The sequence below is a fragment of the Pseudomonas sp. EMN2 genome, assembly GCF_009650555.1.
Lineage (GTDB): Bacteria > Pseudomonadota > Gammaproteobacteria > Pseudomonadales > Pseudomonadaceae > Aquipseudomonas > Aquipseudomonas sichuanensis.
The window spans coordinates 20,663-42,866 of the sequence record NZ_VZZR01000018.1 but is presented as its reverse complement, the minus strand read 5'-3'; the positions used below and the strand labels follow the sequence as shown (position 1 = coordinate 42,866).

The window sequence follows — 22,204 nt, the reverse complement described above, 5'->3', positions numbered from 1 at the left end:
CCTTGTCGACAGCAATGGAGGGGGCGTTGCGCTAGAGGTGGTGCACCACGGCCAGATCCATGCGCCCGTAGTCACCTGCCTCGCCGTGTTCACTGCGCGGCGGCATGTGGTGGGTTTTCATCACCTGGTCGCCCTGGACGGTCTCGAGGTGGATGTCGAAGCCCCACAGGCGGTGCAGGTGCTTGAGTACTTCGTCGGTGGAGTCACCCAGTGGTTTACGGTTGTGCTGCTGGTGGCGCAGGGTCAGGGAGCGGTCGCCGCGGCGGTCGATGCTCCAGATCTGCACGTTGGGTTCACGGTTACCCAGGTTGTACTGGGCGGCCAACTGTTCACGGATGGTGCGATAGCCATCTTCGTCATGGATTGCCGGCACCAGCAGATCGTCGCGCTGATCGTCGTCGAGAATGCTGAACAGCTTGAGATCGCGGATCACTTTGGGTGACAGGTACTGCAGGATGAAACTCTCGTCCTTGAAGCTGCTCATGGCAAATTTGAGGGTGGAAAGCCAGTCGCTGCCGGCGATGTCCGGGAACCAGCGGCGATCTTCTTCCGTCGGGTTTTCGCAGATACGGCGGATGTCGGTGTACATGGCAAACCCCAGGGCGTAGGGGTTGATGCCGCTGTAATAGGGGCTGTCGAAGCCCGGCTGGAACACCACGCTGGTGTGCGACTGCAGGAACTCCATCATGAAGCCTTCGGTGATCAGCCCTTCGTCGTACAAGTCGTTCATCAGGGTGTAGTGCCAGAAGGTCGCCCAACCCTCGTTCATCACCTGGGTTTGTCGCTGCGGGTAGAAGTACTGCGCAATCTTGCGCACGATGCGCACTACCTCACGTTGCCAGGGTTCGAGCAACGGCGCGTGTTTTTCGATGAAATACAGGATGTTTTCCTGAGGTTCGGCAGGGAAGCGCGCATCGTCGCGCTCGCCGCCCTTTTCGGTGCCTTTGGGGATGGTACGCCACAGATCGTTGATCTGCCGCTGCAGGTGCTCTTCACGCTCCTTCTGCCGGCGGCGCTCCTCTTCGGCCGAGATCGGGTAGGGGCGTTTGTAGCGGTCGACGCCATAGTTCATCAGGGCGTGGCAGGAGTCGATCAGGTCCTCGACGGCATCGATGCCGTGGCGTTCCTCGCACTGGGCGATGTACTGCTTGGCGAATACCAGGTAGTCGATGATCGAACTTGCGTCTGTCCAGGTGCGGAACAGGTAGTTGCCTTTGAAGAAGCTGTTGTGGCCATAGCAGGCATGGGCGATCACCAGTGCCTGCATGCACATGGTGTTCTCTTCCATCAGGTAGGCGATGCACGGGTCGGAATTGATCACGATCTCGTAGGCCAGGCCCATCTGCCCACGGCTGTAGGATTTCTCGGTACTGAGGAATTGCTTGCCATAGGACCAGTGGTGATAACCCAACGGCATGCCCACGGACGCGTAGGCGTCCATCATCTGCTCGGCGGTGATCACTTCGATCTGGTTGGGGTAGGTATCCAGCGCGTAACGCGCGGCCAGGCGACTGATTTCGCGGTCGTAGGTCTGGATCAGCTCGAATGTCCATTCGGAGCCGGTGGAAATGGGTTGGCGTCTCTGCTCTCTGGCGGTCATGTGGCTAACCTGCGCTGGAAGAGTTCACGGAAGACCGGGTAGATGTCGCCGGCCGATACCAACTGTTGCTGGGCAAAGGTGTCGGGGAAGCCCTCGCCGATGCGCTCGTATTCGTACCACAGCGCCTGATGCTCGCGTGGGGTGATTTCGACGTAAGTGTAGTACTGCACGTGCGGCATGATCTGCTTGGACAGGATGTCGCGGCAGATTGGCGAGTCGTCGTTCCAGTTGTCACCGTCGGACGCCTGGGCGGCGTAGATGTTCCAGTCGCTGGCCGGGTAGCGCTCGGCCATGATTTCCTGCATCAGCTTGAGCGCACTGGAAACGATGGTGCCGCCGGTTTCGCGGGAGTAGAAGAATTCTTCCTCGTCGACTTCGCGGGCACTGGTGTGGTGCCGGATGAACACCACTTCGATGCGGTCATAGTTCCGCTTGAGGAACAGGTACAGGAGGATGAAGAAGCGTTTGGCGATGTCCTTGGTGGCCTGGGTCATCGAGCCGGAAACGTCCATCAGGCAGAACATCACCGCCTTGGAACTGGGGTTGGGCTGCTTGACCAGCAGGTTGTACTTGAGGTCGAAGGTATCGAGGAACGGCAGGCGGTTGATGCGTGCCTTGAGCCGCTCGATTTCGGCCTCGGTTTCCTGGATGTCGGTGAAGTTGTCGGGCTCCTCGACTTTCAGCCGGTCCAGCTCCTTTTGTGCCTCGCGCAGCAGCGCGCGGCTGCTGCCCGTCAGCGCGATGCGCCGGGCATGGGCCGAACGCAGGGTGCGCACGATGTTGATGCGCGAGGGGTTGCCTTCGTTGGCGATCCCGGCGCGCACGGTCTTGAAGGTGTCGGCACCGGTCAGGTGGCGTTTGACCAGGTTGGGCAGCTCGAGGTCCTCGAACATGAATTCGAGAAACTCTTCCTGGGTGATCTGGAAGACGAAATCGTCCATGCCCTCGCCGGAGTTGCCGGCCTTGCCGCGCCCGCCACCCCCGCCGCCGCCTTGTGGTCGAGCGATATGCTCGCCTGCAGTGAACTCTTTGTTGCCGGGGTGGACGACGGTCTGCTTGCCGCCGCGACCGTGGTGCAGCACCGGTTCGTCGATGTCCCGGCCCGGGATGCTGATCTGCTCGCCGTGCTCCATGTCCATGATGGAGCGGCGGCTAACGGCCTCTTCGACGGCTTTCTTGATGTGCTCACGGTAGCGCCGCAGAAAACGCTGGCGGTTGACCGTGCTCTTGTTCTTGCCGTTCAGGCGTCGGTCGATTACGTAGCTCATGATCCCTCCGGTGACTGGATGCAGCTACCACTCTCAAGCTGCAAGATGGAGCAGCCACCGCTGCTGAAAGCCGTGGCGCCAGAGCTCGCCCTGGCGCCGTGCGGCTTGCAGCTTGCGGCTTGTCACTTGCCGCTTTATTGCGATTTGCGGACCCGCAGGTACCACTCGGACAGCAGGCGCACCTGCTTGTCGGTGTAGCCGCGTTCGACCATTCGGGTGACGAAGTCGTTGTGCTTCTGTTGATCCTCCTTGCTGGCCTTGGCATTGAAGCTGATGACCGGCAGCAGGTCCTCGGTGTTGGAGAACATTTTCTTCTCGATGACCACCCGCAGCTTCTCGTAGCTGAGCCAGCTGGGGTTCTTGCCATTGTTGTTGGCCCGGGCGCGCAGCACGAAGTTGACGATTTCGTTGCGGAAGTCCTTCGGATTGCTGATGCCGGCCGGTTTCTCGATCTTCTCCAGCTCTTCGTTGAGGGCGATGCGGTTGAGGATTTCGCCGGTTTCCGGGTCGCGGTACTCCTGGTCCTGAATCCAGAAGTCTGCGTACAGCACGTAGCGGTCGAAGATGTTCTGGCCGTACTCGCTGTAGGACTCGAGGTAGGCGGTCTGGATTTCCTTACCGATGAACTCGATGTAGCGCGGCGCCAGGTATTCCTTGAGGTAGCGCAGGTAGCGTTCGCGCACTTCGGCCGGGAATTGCTCCTGCTCGATCTGCTGCTCCAGCACATACAGCAGGTGCACCGGGTTGGCCGCGATTTCGTGCGGGTCGAAGTTGAACACCTTGGACAGGATCTTGAAGGCGAAGCGGGTCGACAGGCCGTTCATGCCCTCGTCGACGCCTGCCGCGTCGCGGTACTCCTGAATCGATTTGGCCTTGGGGTCGGTGTCCTTGAGATTTTCACCGTCATAGACCCGCATCTTCGAGTAGATGTTGGAGTTTTCCGGTTCCTTGAGCCGCGAAAGCACGGTGAACTGGGCCAGCATCTTGAGGGTGTCGGGCGCGCAGTGGGCCTTGGCCAACGAGCTGTTGACCAGCAGCTTGTCGTAGATCTTGATCTCGTCGCTGACCCGCAGGCAGTAGGGCACCTTGACGATATAGATACGGTCGATGAAGGCTTCGTTGTTCTTGTTGTTGCGGAAGGTGTGCCACTCCGATTCGTTGGAGTGGGCCAGCAGGATACCGGTGTAGGGGATGGCCCCGAGGCCTTCGGTACTGTTGTAGTTGCCTTCCTGGGTGGCGGTGAGCAAGGGGTGCAGGACCTTGATCGGCGCCTTGAACATCTCGACGAATTCCATCAGGCCCTGGTTGGCCCGGCACAGCGCGCCCGAATAGCTGTAGGCGTCGGCGTCGTTCTGCGGGAATTCCTCGAGCTTGCGGATATCCACCTTGCCGACCAGGGCAGAGATGTCCTGGTTGTTCTCGTCACCGGGTTCGGTCTTGGCGATGGCGATCTGGTTGAGGATCGAGGGATAGAGCTTGACCACCTTGAACTTGCTGATATCGCCGCCGAACTCCTGCAGGCGTTTGGTGGCCCAGGGCGACATGATGGTGTTGAGGTAACGGCGGTTGATGCCGAACTCTTCTTCGAGAATCGCGCCATCTTCGGTGGCGTTGAACAACCCCAGCGGTGACTCGAATACCGGCGAGCCCTTGATGGCATAGAACGGTACTTTCTCCATCAGCTGCTTGAGTTTCTCGGCCAGCGACGATTTACCGCCGCCCACCGGGCCCAGCAGGTAGAGGATCTGCTTCTTCTCTTCCAGGCCTTGGGCGGCATGGCGGAAGTAGGAGACGATCTGGTCGATGCATTCTTCCATCCCATGGAAGTCGGCAAAGGCCGGATAGCGGCGGATCACCTTGTTGGAGAAGATCCGCGACAGCCTGGAGTTGCTTGAGGTGTCGATCAGCTCTGGGTCGCCGATGGCCAGCAACAGCCGCTCGGCCGCCGAGGCATAGGCACTGCGATCCTCTTTGCACAGCTCGAGGTATTCCTGCAGCGTGAGTTCTTCCTGGCGGGTGGACTCGAAACGTTGTTGGAAGTGGCTAAAAATGCTCATGACGTCACCTCGCTCGATACGTGGAGACGACGCCGGATCAGTCAGCCGATGCTGGCATGCAACCGGTTTTTGCCGGTTGCTGTATACCCCCCAGAACACCCTGAAACGCTACCGATGACCCGCACGCCGGTGTACCGGCTCTCCCCTTTTTTGGATGGCCTGGGCTTAAGGATAGTTGGTTATACGAGAGGTCAAGGGCGGGGGGCGAAGAAGACGACTGCGACCGTTCGTCAGGTCGGTCGCAAGCCCGCACGGAGCGCGGGCTGCAGGAAAAATGAAAAAATTATTCAGCGCTGCCCTGGGCGGTTTCGCCCGGGTAGGTGGTGCGCCACAGCTCGAAGCCTCCGTCGATGCTGTAGACGTTGGAGAAGCCCTGGCCGACGAGGTAGGCGGCGGCGCTCTGGCTGGAGTTGCCGTGGTAGCAGACTACCAGTGTAGGTGCGTCGAGGTCGGCGTTGCGGATGAAGTCGGCAACCGAGTGGTTATCCAGATGAGTGGCGCCGCTGATGTGGCTGGCGGCATAGGCTTGTGGGTCGCGAATGTCGACCACGACCGCGCCTTCTGCGCGCAGGGCGAGGGCCTGTTCGGGGGTGATGCGCTTGAATTCGCTCATGGGGCGGTTCCTTCAGGGCTGATCGGTGGGGGCGGCCGGTGCTGCCGGCAGGCGAGGGGTGCCCTCGCGGGTGCAGTCGCAGCGGTGGTACTCGCCGCTGTCGACGTTGTACAGGGTCATGGCGCCACCCCAGACGCAGCCGGTGTCCAGGGCGATGACGCCCGGCGCATTGACGCGGCCTTCAAGGGCGGCCCAGTGGCCGAATATGATCTTCACATGGCGTGCGCGACGGTCGGGGTGGTCGAACCATGGCTTGTAGCCTTTCGGCGCGCTGTCCAGGCCTTCCTTGCTCTTGAGGTCGAGCTTGCCGGCGGCGGTACAGAAGCGCATGCGGGTGAAGTAGTTGGTGATCACCCTCAGGCGCTCGACGCCGGTAAGGTCCTTGCTCCACTTGTTCGGTTCGTTGCCGTACATGCCGTCCAGGTAGAGCTTGAGGCGATTGTCGTCGCGCAGCACTTCCTCGACTTCGCCAGCCAGCTCCAGCGCTCTGCCCAGGGTCCATTGCGGCGGGATCCCGGCATGAACCATGGCGATGCCACGGGGCTCGTCGTAGTGCAGCAGCTTCTGCTGGCGCAGCCAGTCGAACAATTGGTCGGCGTCCGGCGCTTCGATGATTTCGCGCAGGGTGTCGCTCTTCTTCAGGCGCTCGACGTTATGCCAGGCCGCCAGCAGGTGCAGGTCGTGGTTACCCAGCACGCACACCAGGGCGTGGCGAATGGAGTACAGGTAGCGCAGTGTCTCGAGTGACTCGGGGCCGCGGTTGACCAGGTCGCCCACCAGCCACAGTCGATCGACGGCAGGATCGAAGCGTACGCGTTCGAGCAGGCACTTGAGCGGCTGCAGGCAACCTTGCAGGTCACCGACCGCGTAAGTGGCCATCAGTGCAGGGCCCCGGGAACGGCCAGGCGGAACGGTGCGATCTCGGCGTCGAAGCGTTTACCGTCTTCGGCGAACATCTGATAGCTACCCTGCATGGTGCCGACGCGGGTGGTGATGACCGCCCCGCTGCTGTAGGTGTGGCTCTGGCCTGGGTCGATCAGCGGTTGTTGGCCGATCACGCCGGCGCCGCGCACTTCCTCGACTTCGCCATCGCCATTGGTGATCAGCCAGTGACGCGACATCAGCTTGGCCTTGACCGTGCCGTTGTTCTGCACGGTGATGGTGTAGGCGAAAGCGAAGCGACTGTTTTCGGGGTCGGATTGTTCTTTGAGGTAGCGGGTCACGACGCTGACGTCGATCTGGTAGCGGGGGTCGGACATGCAAGGGCCTTGGGCGAACTGACGCAATAACGCAGTCTAGGCCATTGGCGGGGGGGAGGGCCAGTCATGGCAGATCGCGGGGCAAGCCCGCTCCCACGGGAGCGAGCCTGTGTTGCGAGGCGGGGTCAGCCTTGCTGCTCGGCCAGCTTGTCGGCCAGGCGCACGAACGCTGCCAGGTCGAGCTGCTCGGGGCGCAGGCTGCCGTCCACGCCGGCGGCCTCGATGGCCTGGCTGTCGAGCAGGCCCTTGAGCGTGTTGCGCAGGGTCTTGCGGCGCTGGTTGAACGCTTCGCGCACGACCCGCTCCAGCAGCAGCGGGTCCTTGGCCGGGTATGGCAGCACTTCATGGGGCACCAGGCGCACGATGGCCGAATCGACCTTCGGTGGCGGGTTGAAAGCGCCGGGGCCTACGTTGAACAGGTGCTCCACGCGGCAGTGGTACTGCACCATGATCGACAGCCGCCCCCAGTCACCACCGCCAGGCCCTGCGGCCATGCGCTCGACCACTTCCTTCTGCAGCATGAAGTGCATGTCGCGGATCAGGTTGGCGTGTGCCAGCAGGTGGAAGATCAGCGGCGTGGAGATGTTGTAGGGCAGGTTGCCCACCACTTTCAGGCTGCGTGGCGGTACACCCAGCTGATTGAAGTCGAACTTCAGGGCGTCGCCCTGGTGCAGGCGGAAATTGTCACGCCCGGCGAACTTGTGTTGCAGGATCGGCACCAGGTCCTTGTCCAGCTCCACCACGTCCAGTTGTGCGCCGCTGTTCAGCAGGCCCTCGGTGAGGGCGCCCTGGCCAGGGCCGATTTCCAGCAGGTTTTCGCCGGCCTTGGCGTGGATCGCCCGCAGGATGCGGTCGATGATTCCGGCGTCATGCAGGAAGTTCTGGCCGAAGCGCTTGCGCGCCCGGTGTTGGTAATGCTCGGTCATGGTCGGTTCTCGGCCATCTGGTAGGCGGTTTCCAGGGCGACGCGCAGGCTGCCGGTGTCGATCTTGCCGGTGCCGGCCAGGTCCAGGGCGGTGCCGTGGTCGACCGAAGTACGGATGATCGGCAGGCCCAGCGTCACGTTGACCGCGGCGCCGAAGCCTTTGTACTTGAGTACGGGCAGGCCTTGGTCGTGGTACATCGCCAGCACCGCGTCGCAGTGCTCCAGATATTTGGGGGTAAACAGGGTATCGGCCGGTAGCGGTCCGCGCAGGTCCATACCTTCGGTACGCAGGCGCTCCAGTACGGGCTCGATGATGTCGATTTCTTCGCGGCCAAGGTGGCCGCCTTCGCCGGCATGCGGGTTGAGCCCGCAGACCAGGATGCGTGGTTTGCCGATGCCGAACTTGTCACGCATGTCCGCATGCAGGATGCGGGTCACGCGCTCCAGGCGCTCGGCGGTGATGGCGTCGGCAATGTCGCGCAGTGGCAGGTGCGTGGTCACCAGGGCCACGCGCAGGCCGTGGGTGGCCAGCATCATGACCACCTGTGCGGTGTGGGTGAGCTCGGCGAGGAACTCGGTATGCCCGGAGAACGCGATACCGCTCTCGTTGATCACGCCCTTGTGTACCGGGGCGGTGATCATCCCGGCAAAGTGCCCGTCAAGGCAGCCTTGCCCGGCGCGTGTCAGCGTTTCCAGCACGAACGCGGCGTTGGCCTTGTTCAGCTGCCCGGCGGCCACTGGCGCGGCCAGGGGTGTGTCCCAGACATACAGGCTGCCGGCAGGGGCAGGCTGATCGGGCAAGTTGTCCGGAGTGACGACCAGCAGGCTGACGGCCAGGCCCAGCTGCGTGGCCCGCTCGGCGAGCAGGTCACGGCTGGTGATGGCGATCAGGGGATGGGGCTGGGCCTCGGCGGCGAGCAGCAGGCACAGGTCGGGGCCTATGCCGGCTGGTTCGCCGGGTGTAACGGCAAAGCGCAGGGGCTTCACTGGGTGGCCTGGTCAGCGCCAGGCAGCTTGACTTCAACGTAGGCCTCGTCGCGGATCTGGCGCAGCCAGGTCTGCAGCTCTTCGTCGTACTTGCGGTTACGCAGTACGCTCATGGCCTGCTGTTCACGGGCTTTTTCGGTGCTGTCGGTGGCGCGGCGGCCCAGCACTTCCAGCACATGCCAGCCGTACTGAGTACGGAACGGCTTGGTCACCACGCCTTGTTGGGCGTCGGCCATCTGCTCTTGGAATTCCGGGACCAGGCTGGCCGGGTCGACCCAGTTGAGGTCGCCACCGTTGAGTGCCGAGCCTGGATCTTCCGAGAAACTCTTGGCCAGGGTGGCGAAGTCTTCGCCGCTGGTGATCCGGTCGTACAGTCTTTCGGCGAGCTCCTTGGTGGCGGCTTCGCTGCGGATCTCGCTTGGCTTGATCAGGATGTGACGCACATGCACTTCGTCGCGCAGCACGTTCTCGCTGCCGCCACGTTTTTCCTCGAGCTTGAGGATGATGAAACCGTTGGGGATGCGAATAGGCTGGGTGACGTCGCCGACGGTCATGCTGCTGAGCATCTTGGCGAAGTCCGGTGGCAACTGGCCGGCTTTACGCCAGCCCATCTCGCCGCCTTCCAGGGCGTTTTCGCTGGCCGAGCGTTCGATGGCCAGCTTGCCGAAGTCGGCGCCTTGCTTGAGCTGCTGATAGACCTGGCCGGCCTGCTGGGCTGCTGCCTGGATGGCCGTGGAGTTGGCGCTTTCCGGGGTCGGGATGAGGATGTTGGCCAGGCGGAACTCTTCCGACATCTGCATCTTGCCGAGGTCGGAGTTGAGGAAGTTCTTCACTTCCTGCTCGGACACCTGGATACGTTCGGCGACACGACGCTGACGCACGCGGCTGATGATCATCTCGCGCTTGATCTGTTCGCGGGCGTCGTCGAACGACAGGCCATCATGGGCCAGGGCGGCACGGAACTGCTCGGGCGACATGCCATTGCGCTGGGCAATGGTGGCGACGGCCTGGTTCAGCTCCTCGTCGGTGATGCGGATGCCCGAGCGCTCGCCGATCTGCAGTTGCAGGTTCTCGACGATCAGGCGCTCCAGTACCTGCTGCTCCAGCGCGCCGGCCGGCGGCACGCCGCCACCGCGCTTGGCGATGGTCTGCTGGACTTCACGCACGCGCTGGTCCAGTTGGCTCTGCATGACCACGTCGTTGTCGACGATGGCCACCACGCGGTCCAGGGACTGCGGTGCGGCATGCGCCGCGCCACTGAGTAAAACGGCGCCCAGCATCAGCGGGCGCAGACGATCAATAAGCTTGGTCTTCACGTTCACGATAACCTTGAATGCCTTTGTCCAGGAACGACTCAACCTTGTTGCCCACTACACCGCCGAGGCCCTTGAGCACGACTTGCAGGAAGATACCGTGGTCGCCCTTCTCGTTGTCCGGGATCGCCTGGCTGAAATCGTCGTAGTCGATCCAGTAGCGGTTGATCAGGCGCAGCTTCCAGCAGCAGTTGTCGTACTCGAAACCACCCATGGCTTCCAGGGTGCGGTTACGGTTGTAGTCATGCTGCCAGCGCGCGATCACGCTCCACTGCGGCACGATCGGCCAGATGACCGAGAAGTCGTGCTGCTGGATCTTGTAGTAATCCTTGATGTAGCCAGGTTGGCCCGGCGTGCCGTAGTCACCGCCACCGACTTTCCACAGACCGGTCAACTGGTCATAGGTGATCAGGTCGTTGCGATAGCGGTAGCCGAGGTTGACGATCTTGTTCGGATTGTCTTCAGGCTGGTAGTGGAACATGGCGCTACCCGAGCGGGTGCTGCGGCTGTCCGGGTCCCAGTTGAAGTCCGAGTTGAAGCGCCAGTCGCGGTTGAAGGCGTACTCGTATTCCAGGGCATACGGTGAAACATCCGACAGGCTGTCCTTGCGGGTGCTGTAGTCGATGCCCGGCAATTGGACCTTGCGATCCTTGAAGTACAGGGCCTGGCCAATGCTGAAGCGCTGACGCTGGAAACCGTTGTCCTCGATCCAGCGGGAGGTCACACCCAGCGACAGCTTGTTTTCGTCGCCGATGCGATCGGTGCCGCTGAAGCGGTTGTCGCGGAACAGCGAACCGTAGTCGAACAGGCGCTCGCCGGTATCGAAGATCGGAATGTCCTTCTGGTCCTCGTACGGGACGTAGAGGTAGAACAGTCGCGGCTCGAGGGTCTGGCGGTAATTGGTGCCGAACATCTGGGTGTTGCGGTCGAAGTACAGGCCGCTGTCGACGCTGAAGATCGGGACGTCGCGGCTCAGCGAGCTGTTGTAGCTGCCATAGCCCGGAAGGCCCGACTGCGTGATCGCCTGGGCCTTGCCCTGGCTGTCCAGGTCGAGGTCGTAGCGAGTGACGGCGTACTTGAGCTTCGGCTTGATGTAGCCGTAGCTTGCTTCCATCGGCAGGCTGATGGCCGGTGCCGCGTGCAGGCGGGTACCGTTGGCACGGGCGATGCCGGTGACACTCTCGTCAAGGCGGCGGCCGCCCAGGACATTGCCGTTGGCATCGGTCACGAGGCCGAGCGAATCGTCAGGCTGGCCATCCTTGTCGAACACCAGATCGTTCTTCAGGTCACGTTCGAAGCGAACGGCCTCGGCTTCGTAGCTGAGGTCGAGCCCTTCGGGGTGGTACGGCAGCAGGCCGGTAATCGAAAGCTGTGGAAGCTTGTCGTAAGGAGTGATCTGCGAAATGGTCGCCATTTCGTAGGCATGCACGTTCAACCGGGCGGTGTAGTCGTCGCCACGGTAGTTGAGCGTGCCGCGCTGGTTGACGTAGTCCTGGCTGTTGACGCCGATCTGGTCCGATTCCAGGTCCTGGAAGTAGAACGGGTCGCTGATGTCGGTGTAGTCCACCTCGCCCATCAGGCGATCATCCAGGCCGCCTTTGTGCTGCCAGTTGATCATCCAGCGTTCTTTCTTGTAGTCCGTTTGCAGCTTGCGGTCGTCGTCCTGATCGCTCAGGTAGGCGCCACCGAACTGACCTTCGCTGGATTTGGTCAGGTAGCGGAATTCGCCTTCCATGAGCATGCCGCGCTTGGCCATGTAGCGCGGGTACAACGTGGCGTCGTAGTTCGGCGCCAGGTTGAAGTAGTACGGGGTGACCAGCATGAAGCCGGTATCGCTGCTGCTGCTGAACGATGGCGGCAGGAAGCCGGACTGCCGACGATCATCGATCGGGAAGTAGATGTACGGCGTATAGAAGACCGGGAAGTCCTTGACCCGCAGCGTGACGTTGGTGGCAGTACCAAAGCCGGTGGCCGGGTTGAGGGTGATGTTGTTGCCCTTGAGCTGCCAAGCGTTGCTGCCCGGCTCACAGGTGGTGTAGGTACCGTCCTTGAGGCGGATGATCGCGTTTTCCGCGCGCTTGGCGTACAGCGCATTGCCGCGGATGTGCGATTTGTGCATCACGTATTCGGCGTTGTCGACCCGGGCTTCACCGGTGTCGAGCTGAATCTGTGCCTCGTCGCCGACCACCAGCGAGCCGTTGTCACGGATCTTGACGTTGCCCTTGAGCTCGCCACGGTTCTCGGCCTGGTACAGGTTGGCTTCGTCCGCTTCGGCCTGCATGCTGCCCTGGCGCATGACCACGTCACCGGCGAGGGTGGCGATCTGCTGCTCCTGCTGGTACTTGGAGACCTTGGCGTTGATGTAGGTCGGGGCCTCGTCCTTGGGCGTGGTGTCATCCATGCCCGGGCGGATTGGCTCGATATAGGCGCCACCGCAGTACGGGCCGGTCTCGGCCAGCTGCGCGGCAGTGAGCTTCTCGCGGGGTACCCAGTCGAGGTGGCTGTAGTCTTCGCTGCGCGATTTCAGGGCGCGGCCCTTGCTCTCGGTGACCAGCACCGGCTTGTCGGCCTGTTCCTGGGCTACTTGCTCCGGTGTTTCATCACCGGAACTGGCGGCAGCGGCACCCGGATGAACCGGGCGAGGCGGCAGGTTACTGGCTGCCTTGGGCTTGCAGTCCCAGCCACCGGAAGCGGACACTTGGCAGTCGAACTGCTCGGCTGCTAACGCATGCGGCATGGCCAAAGGTTGCAGGGCCAGCAGACCGCCAGTGACCAGCAATGGAAACTTTCTACGAAACGCGGGGGATTTCAATGCCATCTTATTAGTCCGGGCTTCCTGCGTGCCATCTGCCCGCGTGTGGGGGCCGCACGCCTCTCGATGGTCTGAAAAAGATGCTGGATAATAAAGCATGACCCGCTTGACGGCTAGCGCCGTCGGAGACCCTTGTAATGCCCGACCACGATGTACGTCTGCAACAACTGACTGCCTGGCTCGCCGAGCAGCTCGAGATTCTATTTCGCACCAACGGCTGGGGTGAGGTGCCCGCCGGCAGCCTGACCGCCGCCAGCAGCGATGCGAGTTTCCGTCGCTACTTCCGCTGGGAGGGCGCCGGCCACAGCTTCGTGGTCATGGATGCGCCACCGCCCCAGGAAAACTGCCGCCCGTTCGTTGCCATCGACCACTTGCTGGCCAGCGCGGGCGTGCATGTGCCGCAGATCCATGCCCAGGACCTTGAGCGCGGCTTCCTGCTGCTGGGCGATATGGGGCGCCAGACTTACCTGGACGTCATCGACGCCGACAACGCCGACGCCCTGTTCAAGGACGCCATCGAAGCCTTGCTGGCGTTCCAGCGCCTGCCGATGGACGCCCCGTTGCCCAGCTACGACGATGCGCTGTTGCGCCGCGAAGTCGAATTGTTCCCGGAGTGGTACGTCGGCCGCGAGCTGGGCGTGAAGCTGACCGAGGCCCAGCAGGCCAGTTGGCAGCGGGTCAGCCAGCTGTTGATCGACAGCGCCCTGGCGCAACCTAACGTGCTGGTGCACCGCGACTACATGCCGCGCAACCTGATGCAAAGCACGCCGAACCCTGGCGTGCTGGACTTCCAGGACGCGGTATACGGCCCGGTCACCTACGACATCACCTGCCTGTTCAAGGACGCTTTCCTCAGCTGGCCCCAGGCCCGTGTCGAGGGGTGGCTTGGCGATTACTGGCAAAAGGCCCGGGCTGCCGGCATTCCAGTACAGCCGGCATTCGAGGACTTCCACCGCGCCAGCGACCTGATGGGGGTGCAGCGCCACCTCAAGGTGATCGGTATTTTCGCCCGCATCTGCCACCGTGACGGCAAACCGCGCTACCTCACTGACGTACCGCGTTTCTTCGCCTATATAGATGAAGTGATTGGTCGCCGTCCGGAGTTGGCCGAGCTGGGCGCGCTGATCAGCGAACTCAAGGCCGAGGCCCATTCATGAAGGCAATGATCCTCGCGGCGGGCAAGGGCGAGCGCATGCGCCCACTGACCCTGCACACCCCCAAACCGCTGGTGCCGGCCGCCGGCAAGCCGTTGATCGAGTACCACCTGGAGGCGCTGGCCCGCGCCGGCTTCACCGAGGTGGTCATCAATCATGCCTGGCTCGGCCAGCAGATCGAGGATCACCTGGGCGATGGCAGCCGCTTCGGCCTGCGCCTGCGCTACTCGCCGGAAGGCGAACCGCTGGAGACCGGCGGCGGCATCTTCAAGGCGCTGCCGCTGCTGGGTGATGCGCCGTTCGTGCTGCTCAACGGCGATATCTGGACCGACTACGACTTCAGCGCGTTGCAGGCGCCGCTGCAGGGGCTCGCGCACCTGGTGCTGGTAGACAACCCCGGGCACCACGGGCGCGGCGACTTCCGTCTGCAGGGCGAGCAGGTAACCGATGGTGACGACGCGCCCGGGACGCTGACGTTCAGCGGTATCTCGGTGCTCGACCCGGCGCTGTTCGAGGGCTGCCAGCCCGGCGCCTTCAAGCTCGCACCGCTGTTGCGCAAGGCCATGGCTGCAGGCCAGGTGAGTGGCGAGCACTACCAGGGTCACTGGGTCGATGTCGGCACCCTCGAACGCCTGGCCGATGTCGAACGCCTGATCGGCGAGCGCGCCTGACATGTGGTGGCCAAGCACAGTGATTGGTGCCGGGGCCGGTTTCGCCATGGCCAGCATCCCCGGGGCTTTGCTCGGGGCGCTGCTGGGCCAGGCCATGGATCGGCGCCTGCGTCTGCAGGGATGGGACGACATGCGCGAGCGCCTGGGCGGGCGCCCGGCGCTGCGCGACGAAGAGTTGCTGTTCGTGCTGCTCGGGCGACTGGCCAAGAGCGATGGTCGGGTTGCCGAGGGGCACATCCAGCAGGCGCGCCAGGAAATGACCCGGCTGGACCTGGCGGAACCCGCGCGGCTGCGGGCGATTGCTGCGTTCAACCGAGGTAAGTCGGGCAAGGGCCGGCTGGGCCATTACCTGCGCCGAATCAAGTTGCAGCCGCATGCCGCCGAGGGCACCTTGCGCGCCTGCTGGCGAATGGTCTGGGCGGATGGCAAGGCCGGTCGGCATGAGCACGATCTGCTGCTGCGCTGGGGCGAGCAGCTGGGGCTCAGCCGTCAGCAGGTGCAGGCCCTGGCCAAGGAGTACGAGCCACGGCGCTCGTCCGTCGAAGGCGGTGTGATGACCTATGCCGCCGCGCTGCGGCTGCTTGGGGTGGAGCCGGACACCGAGGCCGACAAGGTCAAGCAGGCCTATCGGCGACTGCTCAGCCGGCACCATCCGGACAAGCTGGTGGGCAGTGGTGCCAGTGAGGCCAAGGTGCGCGAGGCAACCGAACACACGCGCGAACTGCACCAGGCCTATGCCCTGGTCCGCAAGCGCCGGGGCTTCTAGCAAAGCTATCGCGGGGCGACGATGCGACGTGCCCCGCGCTGATCGTCACTGTTCCTGCGGGCTCAGCCAGCCGCGAACCCGGCGCAGCAACTGCTCTTGCTCCGCTGCCTTGTTGCCCGGCATGGCCATCAGCGAAAGCTGGCGGTACGCGCTGTCCTTCTGCCGCTTGCTGGCCTGCAGGCGCTGCTCGGCGGCCTGGCGGTCCTGGGGGCGCGTGGTGTAGTAGAGGTCGGCGGTCGGCACTTTCAGGGTTGGGGTCAGGCTCAGCAGATCGTGCTCGACCCGCGCCGGCGTCTGCGCCGCGACCATCACCAGTTTCTGTACCTCTGGCGGCTGCTTCTCGCTGAGGTAGCGCGCCGCCCAGTAGGCGCCGCTGCCGTTGCCCAGCAGTACGATGCTGCGTGCCTGCTGCTGTTGCGCATAGGCCACGGCAGCATCCAGGCGGGCGAAAATGCGCTCGGCGTCGGCCTGGTCGGTGTGTTCGTCGGCCTTGGCGGCGTCGGTGCTTTCGGCGGCGTCCGCCTCGGCGGCCGTGGCTTGGGCAACGTTGGCGTTGGCGTCTGCGGGCGTATCCTTGGTTGGCGCGGTTTCACCCGCTTCCTTGACCGGTTCTGCGGCAGGCTTGGCCTCGACGCGCGCCTGCGGGCGTTCGGCCAGCAGGTCTGGAAGGCTCACGCTCAAGGTGTGCCAGCCGACATCGGGGAAGCCGCGGCGCAACGGCCCGACCGTGGTCGGCCAGTCGGCGTTTTCGCCGGCACCGGGGACGATGATCACCGCACCTTTCGGGTCGCTGTCGTTGGCCGGCTTCCACAGCGCCAGGAAGGGTTCACCGTTGGCCTGCAGGGTCTGCTGCTCGGCCTTGGGTACCTGGCGCTCGAGGGCGAGGGCATCGTCCTGGCTGCGTTCGGCCAGCGCCGGGCGTACTGCGGGGGCAGGGGCTGCCTCGGCGGCAGCCTCGGTTTTTTCGGCATCGGCTGCTTGCGCGCCGAGGGGCAGGAGCGAAGCCAGGCAGAACATGGCCAGCGTCGTGCGATAGAGTGTGAACATGGATCGGTCCAAGGCCATAAAGTTACCGGCAGCCTAATAGTATTTGTCCGCGACGGCCACGTCAGGTGGCCGTCCTTGCCAAGATGAGCGTAGAGATGAAGCGAGTGCGTTGCCTGTGGGTTATCGGCTGGTTGTGTCTACCCTTGATCGCGCTGGCGCGCCCGGAGACGCCGCCTTCGGTAGTGCTGGAGCCCAGCCAGCAACACTGGCTCGAGGCGCATCGCAGCCTGCGGGTCGGCCTGGTGCTGCAAGCGCCCTATGCCCAGTTCGACCGGCGTCTGCAGCAGTTCTACGGGGCCAACGTCGAGCTGGTCGGTGCGCTGGCCCAGGCCCTCAGGCTCGACCTGACCTGGCGCGGTTTCACCGATGAAGCGGCCCTGGAGCACGCCTTGCAAGCTGGCGAGATCGATTTCGCCCCAGGCCTGACCCAGACCCCCGCCAGCCTGCGCAACTGGTTGTTCAGCGACCCGTACATGCGCGTGCCGCAACTGGTGGTGGGCCTGCGCAGCGGTGCGGTGGCGGTGGACCTGGAGAAGCTCGGCGCCAACGACCGAGTGGCCGTGCGCATGCCATCCAGGCTCGCCGACTACCTGCGCGGCAACTACGGCAACCTCAACCTGCAGGGCGTGCCCAACGAGCGTGAGGCCCTGCAACTGGTGCTGGGTGGCCAGGCCGGTTTTGCCGTGCTGGACGAGGCGCAGCTCAGTCGCCTGTCCCGCGAGAGTGAGTTCGGCGAGCTGGCCGTGGTCGGAGACATCGGCCTGCCGCAATTGCTGCGGGTGGGGTCGCGACGCGACTGGCCGCTGTTGGCCGACGTCCTTGAACGTGGGCTGCAGGCCATGCCGGCCAAGGACCTCGAGCAGATCCACCAGCGCTGGCTACAACCGAAATACCCGCGGTTCTCTGAATCGCCTGGCTTCTGGCAGAACCTTGCCTTGCTGTTCGGCCTGTTGCTGTTGTGCGCCTTGGCCACGCTGGTGTGGCAGCGTCGCCAGCAGCGGGGGCTGGAGCGCGGCTTGCTGGCGGCACGCGAGAGCCTGGCCGAGCGCCAGACCCGCGAGCAGGCGCTGCGCCTGAGCCAGTTTTCCATCGACCAGAGCACCGTCGGGATTCTGTGGGTCAACTGGGACAGCCATGTGCGCTACGCCAACCACGCCGCCGAACGCATGCTCGGTTTCGCCGAAAACGCCTTGCTCGAGCGCCCGTTGATCGACATCGAGCCCACCCTGGCCATGGACCGCTGGCTGGCGCTGTGGAAGCGCGCGCGTGGCGGCGAAGGCGAGTTGCAGTTCGAGAGCCAGTGCCGCTGCGCCGACGGCAGCTTGCTGCCGGTCGACCTGTCGCTGTCGTTCCTGCGCTTTCGCGATGCCGAATACCTGGTGGTGTTCCTCACCGATGTCACCGAACGCCGCCGGGCATTGGCCGCCCTGCGCGAAAGCGAGGCGCGGCTCAAGGGCATTGCTGGCAACGTGCCAGGGCTGGTGTTCCGCCTGGAGCGCGACGCCGCCGAAGGCGAGTTGGAGTTCCCCTATATCAGCGAAGGCAGCGAAGCGCTGGTCGGTTACACCCCGGCGGCGATCCAGCACCCTGACATGGGCCTGCGCAACCTGGTGCACCCGCAGGACCGCGCCGATTATCACCGGGTCCAGGACATGGCCCTGGCCACTGACCAGGACTGGTCGTGGCAAGGCCGCATCCTCACCCGCCAGGGCGAGCAGCGCTGGGCCGACATCAAGGCCACCACCCGGCGCCTGGCCGATGGCCGAGTGGTGTGGGACGGCGTGGTCTGGGACATCACCCAGGGCAAGCAGGCCGAGTTGGCGCTGGCCGGGTCCCAGGAGCAACTGCGCGAGTTGTCGGCGCACCTGGAGAGCGTGCGCGAAGAGGAGAAGGCGCGGATTGCCCGTGAGGTGCACGACGAACTGGGGCAGATGCTCACGGTGCTCAAGCTTGAAGTGTCGATGTGCGAGCTGGCGTTCGCCGAGCTGGACCCCGCCCTCAACGAGCGCCTGGCCAGCATGAAACGCCTGATCGCCCAGTTGTTCCAGCTGGTACGCGACGTGGCCACGGCCCTGCGCCCACCGATCCTCGACGCCGGCATTGCCTCGGCCATCGAGTGGCAGGCGCGGCGTTTCGAAGCGCGCACGCAGATACCCTGTCTGGTGCAGGTACCGGACAATCTGCCACCCTTGAGTGATGCCAAGGCCATCGGCCTGTTTCGTATCCTGCAGGAGGCGCTGACCAACGTCATGCGCCATGCCCAGGCGCACACGGTGCAGATCGAACTGGTGCACGAGGCCGGGCAGTTGCGCATGACCGTGATCGACGACGGCGTGGGGTTTGCCATGGAGGCAGCGCGGCCGACGTCGTTCGGCCTGGTGGGTGTGCGTGAACGGGTGTTGATGCTCGGTGGCAGCATGAGCCTGGACAGCGAGCCGGGGGAGGGCACCAGCCTGAGCGTGGCGATTCCTTTGAAGCAGGAGAAACAATCGTGATTCGAGTGCTGGTGGCCGAAGACCACACCATCGTCCGGGAAGGCATCAAGCAATTGATCGGCCTGGCCAAGGACATGCAGGTGGCGGGCGAGGCGGGCAATGGCGAGCAGTTGCTCGAGACCCTGCGCCACACGCCCTGCGAGGTGGTGCTGCTGGATATCTCCATGCCTGGGGTGAACGGCCTGGAGGCGATCCCGCGGATCCGCGCGCTGAACAACCCGCCGGCGATCCTGATGCTGTCGATGCACGACGAAGCGCAGATGGCGGCGCGGGCGCTCAAGGCCGGTGCGGCGGGCTATGCGACCAAGGACAGCGACCCGGCTCTGCTGCTCACGGCCATCCGCCGGGTGGCCGGGGGCGGGCGCTACATCGACCCGGCCCTGGCCGACCGCATGGTGTTCGAGGTGGGCCTGACCGAAACCCGGCCGTTGCACACACTGCTGTCGGAGCGCGAGTTCTCGGTGTTCGAGCGCTTGGCCCAAGGTGCCAACGTCAACGACATCGCCCTGCAGCTGGCGCTGTCGAGCAAGACCATCAGCACCCACAAGGCGCGGCTGATGCAGAAGCTCAAGGTCAACTCGCTGGCGGAGCTGGTGAAGTACGCCATGGAGCACAAGTTGGTGTGAGTGTTCTGGTTGCGACAGGCAGGGCCGCGGCCTGGCGCATATCGCTGTGGGAGCGGGTTTACCCGCGAATGGGCCTGACCTGCTGATTTCGGTGGCTGCACCGGCCTCTTCGCGGGTAAACCCGCTCCCACAGGCTCGGCATGGCCCCAGGTTGGCATTCCAAACGCGCCATCCTTGTAGGGCGATCCCTACAACAAGTCTTCCATCCGGATGATGGCATTCTCTCAGTACCCCCGATTTTCGGGCGTTTGCGCCTCTTCTACTCTTTTGCCTACGCAGTCATTCCAACAAGAAGGTGCAGGGCATGAGCGAGGCGAATTCAAACGAGACGCTGGTCAGCTTCCGTGGTGTGCAGAAGAGCTACGACGGCGAATCGCTGATCGTCAAAGACCTCAACCTGGACATTCGCAAGGGTGAGTTCCTGACCCTGCTCGGCCCCTCCGGCTCGGGCAAGACCACCAGCCTGATGATGTTGGCCGGTTTCGAAACCCCTACCGCCGGCGAGATCCAGCTGGCCGGGCGCTCGATCAACAACGTGCCGCCGCACAAGCGCGATATCGGCATGGTGTTCCAGAACTACGCGCTGTTCCCGCACATGACCGTGGCCGAGAACCTGGCCTTCCCGCTGACCGTGCGCAACCTGAGCAAGACCGACGTCAGCGAGCGGGTCAAGCGCGTGCTCAACATGGTCCAGCTCGACGCCTTCGCCAAGCGCTACCCGGGGCAGTTGTCCGGCGGCCAGCAGCAGCGCGTGGCACTGGCCCGGGCATTGGTGTTCGAACCCCAGCTGGTGCTGATGGACGAACCACTCGGTGCCCTGGACAAGCAACTGCGCGAACACATGCAGATGGAAATCAAGCATATCCACCAGCGCCTGGGCGTGACCGTGGTCTACGTGACCCACGACCAGGGCGAGGCGCTGACCATGTCGGACCGGGTGGCGGTGTTCCACCAGGGCGAGATCCAGCAGATCGCCGACCCGCGCACCCTCTACGAAGAACCCTGCAACACCTTCGTCGCCAACTTCATCGGTGAGAACAACCGTATCAACGGCACCCTGCTGGCCAGCGATGGCAAGCGTTGCCAGGTGCAGCTGGGCCGTGGCGAGCGGGTCGAGGCATTGGCGGTCAACGTCGGCCAGGCCGGCGAGCCGGTCACCCTGTCGATCCGCCCCGAGCGCGTGCGCCTCAACGGCCACAGCGAGAGCTGCGTCAACCGCTTCTCTGGCCGGGTGGCCGAGTTCATCTACCTGGGCGACCACGTGCGGGTGCGCCTGGAAGTCTGCGGCAAGGCCGACTTCTTCGTGAAGCAGCCGATTGCCGAACTCGACCCGGCCCTGGCCGTGGGCGATGTGGTACCGCTGGGCTGGGAGGTGGAGCACGCCCGCGCGCTCGATCCGATTGCACAAGCCCACTGATGGATTGCTTCACCAACCCTGTACTGTGGAGAGAATAATAATGCGCAAGCAGTTGAAACTGACCGCCCTGGCCCTGGGGTTGTTCGCCGCCGGCCAGGCCATGGCGGCCGACCTCACCGTGATTTCTTTCGGGGGCGCCAACAAGGCCGCCCAGACCAAGGCGTTCTACGAGCCATGGGAGAAGGCGGGCAAGGGCAAGATCGTCGCCGGTGAGTACAACGGCGAGATGGCCAAGATCAAGGCCATGGTCGACACCAAGAGCGTGAGCTGGAACTTGGTGGAGGTGGAGTCGCCAGAGCTGGCCCGCGGTTGCGACGAGGGCATGTTCGAGGAGCTTGACCCGGCGTTGTTCGGCAATGAAGGCGATTATGTGCCGGGCGCCATCCAGCCATGCGGCGTGGGCTTCTTCGTCTGGTCCACGGTCATGGCCTACAACGCCGACAAGCTCAAGACCGCCCCCACCAGCTGGGCTGATTTCTGGGATACGAAGAAATTCCCGGGCAAGCGCGGCCTGCGCAAGGGCGCCAAGTACACCCTCGAATTCGCCCTGATGGCCGACGGTGTCGCGCCGAAGGAAGTCTACAAAGTGCTGGCCACCAAAGAGGGCCAGGACCGTGCCTTCAAGAAACTCGATGAGCTCAAGCCGAGCATCCAGTGGTGGGAAGCCGGCGCCCAGCCGCCGCAGTACCTGGCCTCGGGTGACGTGGTCATGAGTTCGGCCTACAACGGCCGCATCGCCGCCGTGCAGAAAGAGAGCAACCTCAAGGTGGTGTGGAACGGCGGCATCTACGACTTCGACGCCTGGGCCATTCCGAAAGGCGCCAAGGATGCCGAAGAAGCGAAGAAATTCATCGCCTACAGCGTCCAGCCCGAACAGCAGAAGACCTACTCCGAGAACATCGCCTACGGCCCGGCCAACAGCAAGGCCGTGAGCCTGCTGTCGGACGAGGTGAAGAAAGACATGCCGACCACGCCTGAGAACATCGCCAACCAGGTGCAGATCGACGTGGCCTTCTGGGCCGACAACAGCGAGCAGCTGGAGCAACGCTTCAACGCCTGGGCGGCGAAGAAGTAAACCACCTGGAGCCGCTGCGCGGCTCATCGCCGGCAAGCCGGCTCCCACAGGGATCGCACACTCCCTGAAGCCAGTGCAGTACTTGTGGGAGCCGGCTTGCCGGCGATGGGCTGCGCAGC

At 63.8% G+C, this 22,204-nt stretch carries 18 protein-coding genes; 7 read left to right on the top strand and 11 right to left on the bottom strand.

Annotated features, from left to right (window positions below; all coding sequences use genetic code 11):
• Positions 1–31 precede the first annotated feature (31 nt).
• From F6X61_RS07085 to F6X61_RS07040, 10 genes are all read right to left on the bottom strand, one after another.
• Positions 32–1,600, bottom strand: coding sequence for a SpoVR family protein (locus F6X61_RS07085; protein WP_153785990.1), 1,569 nt, complete (start codon positions 1,598–1,600; stop codon positions 32–34).
• Positions 1,597–2,868 (bottom strand): YeaH/YhbH family protein, encoded by a 1,272-nt coding sequence (locus tag F6X61_RS07080; protein ID WP_110994288.1) that lies wholly within the window; start codon positions 2,866–2,868, stop codon positions 1,597–1,599. The genes F6X61_RS07085 and F6X61_RS07080 overlap by 4 nt, the downstream gene beginning before the upstream one ends.
• A gap of 134 nt (positions 2,869–3,002) precedes the next feature.
• Positions 3,003–4,925, bottom strand: a complete 1,923-nt coding sequence (locus tag F6X61_RS07075) for a PrkA family serine protein kinase (protein ID WP_153785989.1) — start codon at positions 4,923–4,925, stop codon at positions 3,003–3,005.
• 283 nt (positions 4,926–5,208) lie between these two features.
• On the bottom strand, positions 5,209–5,538 hold the full coding sequence (gene glpE / locus F6X61_RS07070) for a thiosulfate sulfurtransferase GlpE (protein ID WP_153785988.1): 330 nt from the start codon (positions 5,536–5,538) through the stop codon (positions 5,209–5,211).
• Positions 5,539–5,550: 12 nt separating this feature from the next.
• Positions 5,551–6,417, bottom strand: coding sequence for a symmetrical bis(5'-nucleosyl)-tetraphosphatase (locus F6X61_RS07065; RefSeq protein WP_153785987.1), 867 nt, complete (start codon positions 6,415–6,417; stop codon positions 5,551–5,553).
• Positions 6,417–6,797, bottom strand: a complete 381-nt coding sequence (apaG, locus tag F6X61_RS07060; RefSeq protein ID WP_125462348.1) for a Co2+/Mg2+ efflux protein ApaG — start codon at positions 6,795–6,797, stop codon at positions 6,417–6,419. The genes F6X61_RS07065 and apaG overlap by 1 nt, the downstream gene beginning before the upstream one ends.
• A gap of 125 nt (positions 6,798–6,922) precedes the next feature.
• Positions 6,923–7,723 carry a 16S rRNA (adenine(1518)-N(6)/adenine(1519)-N(6))-dimethyltransferase RsmA gene (gene rsmA / locus F6X61_RS07055; protein ID WP_110994283.1) on the bottom strand — a complete coding sequence of 267 codons (801 nt, stop codon included), beginning with the start codon at positions 7,721–7,723 and terminating at the stop codon, positions 6,923–6,925.
• Positions 7,720–8,709: a 4-hydroxythreonine-4-phosphate dehydrogenase PdxA gene (gene pdxA / locus F6X61_RS07050; protein WP_153785986.1), complete on the bottom strand. Its 990-nt coding sequence runs from the start codon at positions 8,707–8,709 to the stop codon at positions 7,720–7,722. The genes rsmA and pdxA overlap by 4 nt, the downstream gene beginning before the upstream one ends.
• Entirely contained in the window at positions 8,706–10,025 is a 1,320-nt protein-coding gene (gene surA / locus F6X61_RS07045) for a peptidylprolyl isomerase SurA (RefSeq protein ID WP_153785985.1), read from the bottom strand. The genes pdxA and surA overlap by 4 nt, the downstream gene beginning before the upstream one ends.
• Positions 10,006–12,840, bottom strand: coding sequence for an LPS-assembly protein LptD (locus tag F6X61_RS07040; RefSeq protein ID WP_153785984.1), 2,835 nt, complete (start codon positions 12,838–12,840; stop codon positions 10,006–10,008). Before F6X61_RS07040 ends, surA begins: the two co-directional genes overlap by 20 nt.
• A gap of 131 nt (positions 12,841–12,971) precedes the next feature.
• On the opposite strand from F6X61_RS07040, the gene F6X61_RS07035 reads away from it, so the two are divergent.
• Genes F6X61_RS07035 through F6X61_RS07025 form a run of 3 tightly spaced genes read left to right on the top strand, consistent with a single transcriptional unit; the run spans position 12,972 to position 15,425 of the window.
• Entirely contained in the window at positions 12,972–13,991 is a 1,020-nt protein-coding gene (locus F6X61_RS07035; RefSeq protein WP_153785983.1) for an aminoglycoside phosphotransferase family protein, read from the top strand.
• Positions 13,988–14,659: an N-acetylmuramate alpha-1-phosphate uridylyltransferase MurU gene (gene murU, locus F6X61_RS07030; RefSeq protein WP_153785982.1), complete on the top strand. Its 672-nt coding sequence runs from the start codon at positions 13,988–13,990 to the stop codon at positions 14,657–14,659. Before F6X61_RS07035 ends, murU begins: the two co-directional genes overlap by 4 nt.
• A 1-nt stretch (position 14,660) precedes the next feature.
• Complete coding sequence (locus F6X61_RS07025) at positions 14,661–15,425, top strand: TerB family tellurite resistance protein (RefSeq protein WP_153785981.1); 765 nt, start codon at positions 14,661–14,663, stop codon at positions 15,423–15,425.
• A 45-nt stretch (positions 15,426–15,470) separates the two neighbouring features.
• On the opposite strand, the gene F6X61_RS07020 is transcribed toward F6X61_RS07025, so the two are convergent.
• Complete coding sequence (locus tag F6X61_RS07020; RefSeq protein ID WP_153785980.1) at positions 15,471–16,472, bottom strand: alpha/beta hydrolase family protein; 1,002 nt, start codon at positions 16,470–16,472, stop codon at positions 15,471–15,473.
• A 95-nt stretch (positions 16,473–16,567) separates the two neighbouring features.
• Between F6X61_RS07020 and F6X61_RS07015 the strand changes: the two genes are divergently transcribed.
• From F6X61_RS07015 to F6X61_RS07000, 4 genes are all read left to right on the top strand, one after another.
• Positions 16,568–18,967, top strand: a complete 2,400-nt coding sequence (locus F6X61_RS07015; protein ID WP_153785979.1) for a PAS domain S-box protein — start codon at positions 16,568–16,570, stop codon at positions 18,965–18,967.
• A complete protein-coding gene (locus tag F6X61_RS07010) occupies positions 18,961–19,593 on the top strand; it encodes a response regulator transcription factor (protein ID WP_172670942.1) in 633 nt (210 codons plus the stop codon). The genes F6X61_RS07015 and F6X61_RS07010 overlap by 7 nt, the downstream gene beginning before the upstream one ends.
• 304 nt (positions 19,594–19,897) lie before the next feature.
• Positions 19,898–21,010 carry an ABC transporter ATP-binding protein gene (locus F6X61_RS07005; RefSeq protein WP_110994274.1) on the top strand — a complete coding sequence of 371 codons (1,113 nt, stop codon included), beginning with the start codon at positions 19,898–19,900 and terminating at the stop codon, positions 21,008–21,010.
• A gap of 40 nt (positions 21,011–21,050) precedes the next feature.
• Positions 21,051–22,085 carry an ABC transporter substrate-binding protein gene (locus F6X61_RS07000; protein WP_153785978.1) on the top strand — a complete coding sequence of 345 codons (1,035 nt, stop codon included), beginning with the start codon at positions 21,051–21,053 and terminating at the stop codon, positions 22,083–22,085.
• Positions 22,086–22,204: the final 119 nt, after the last annotated feature.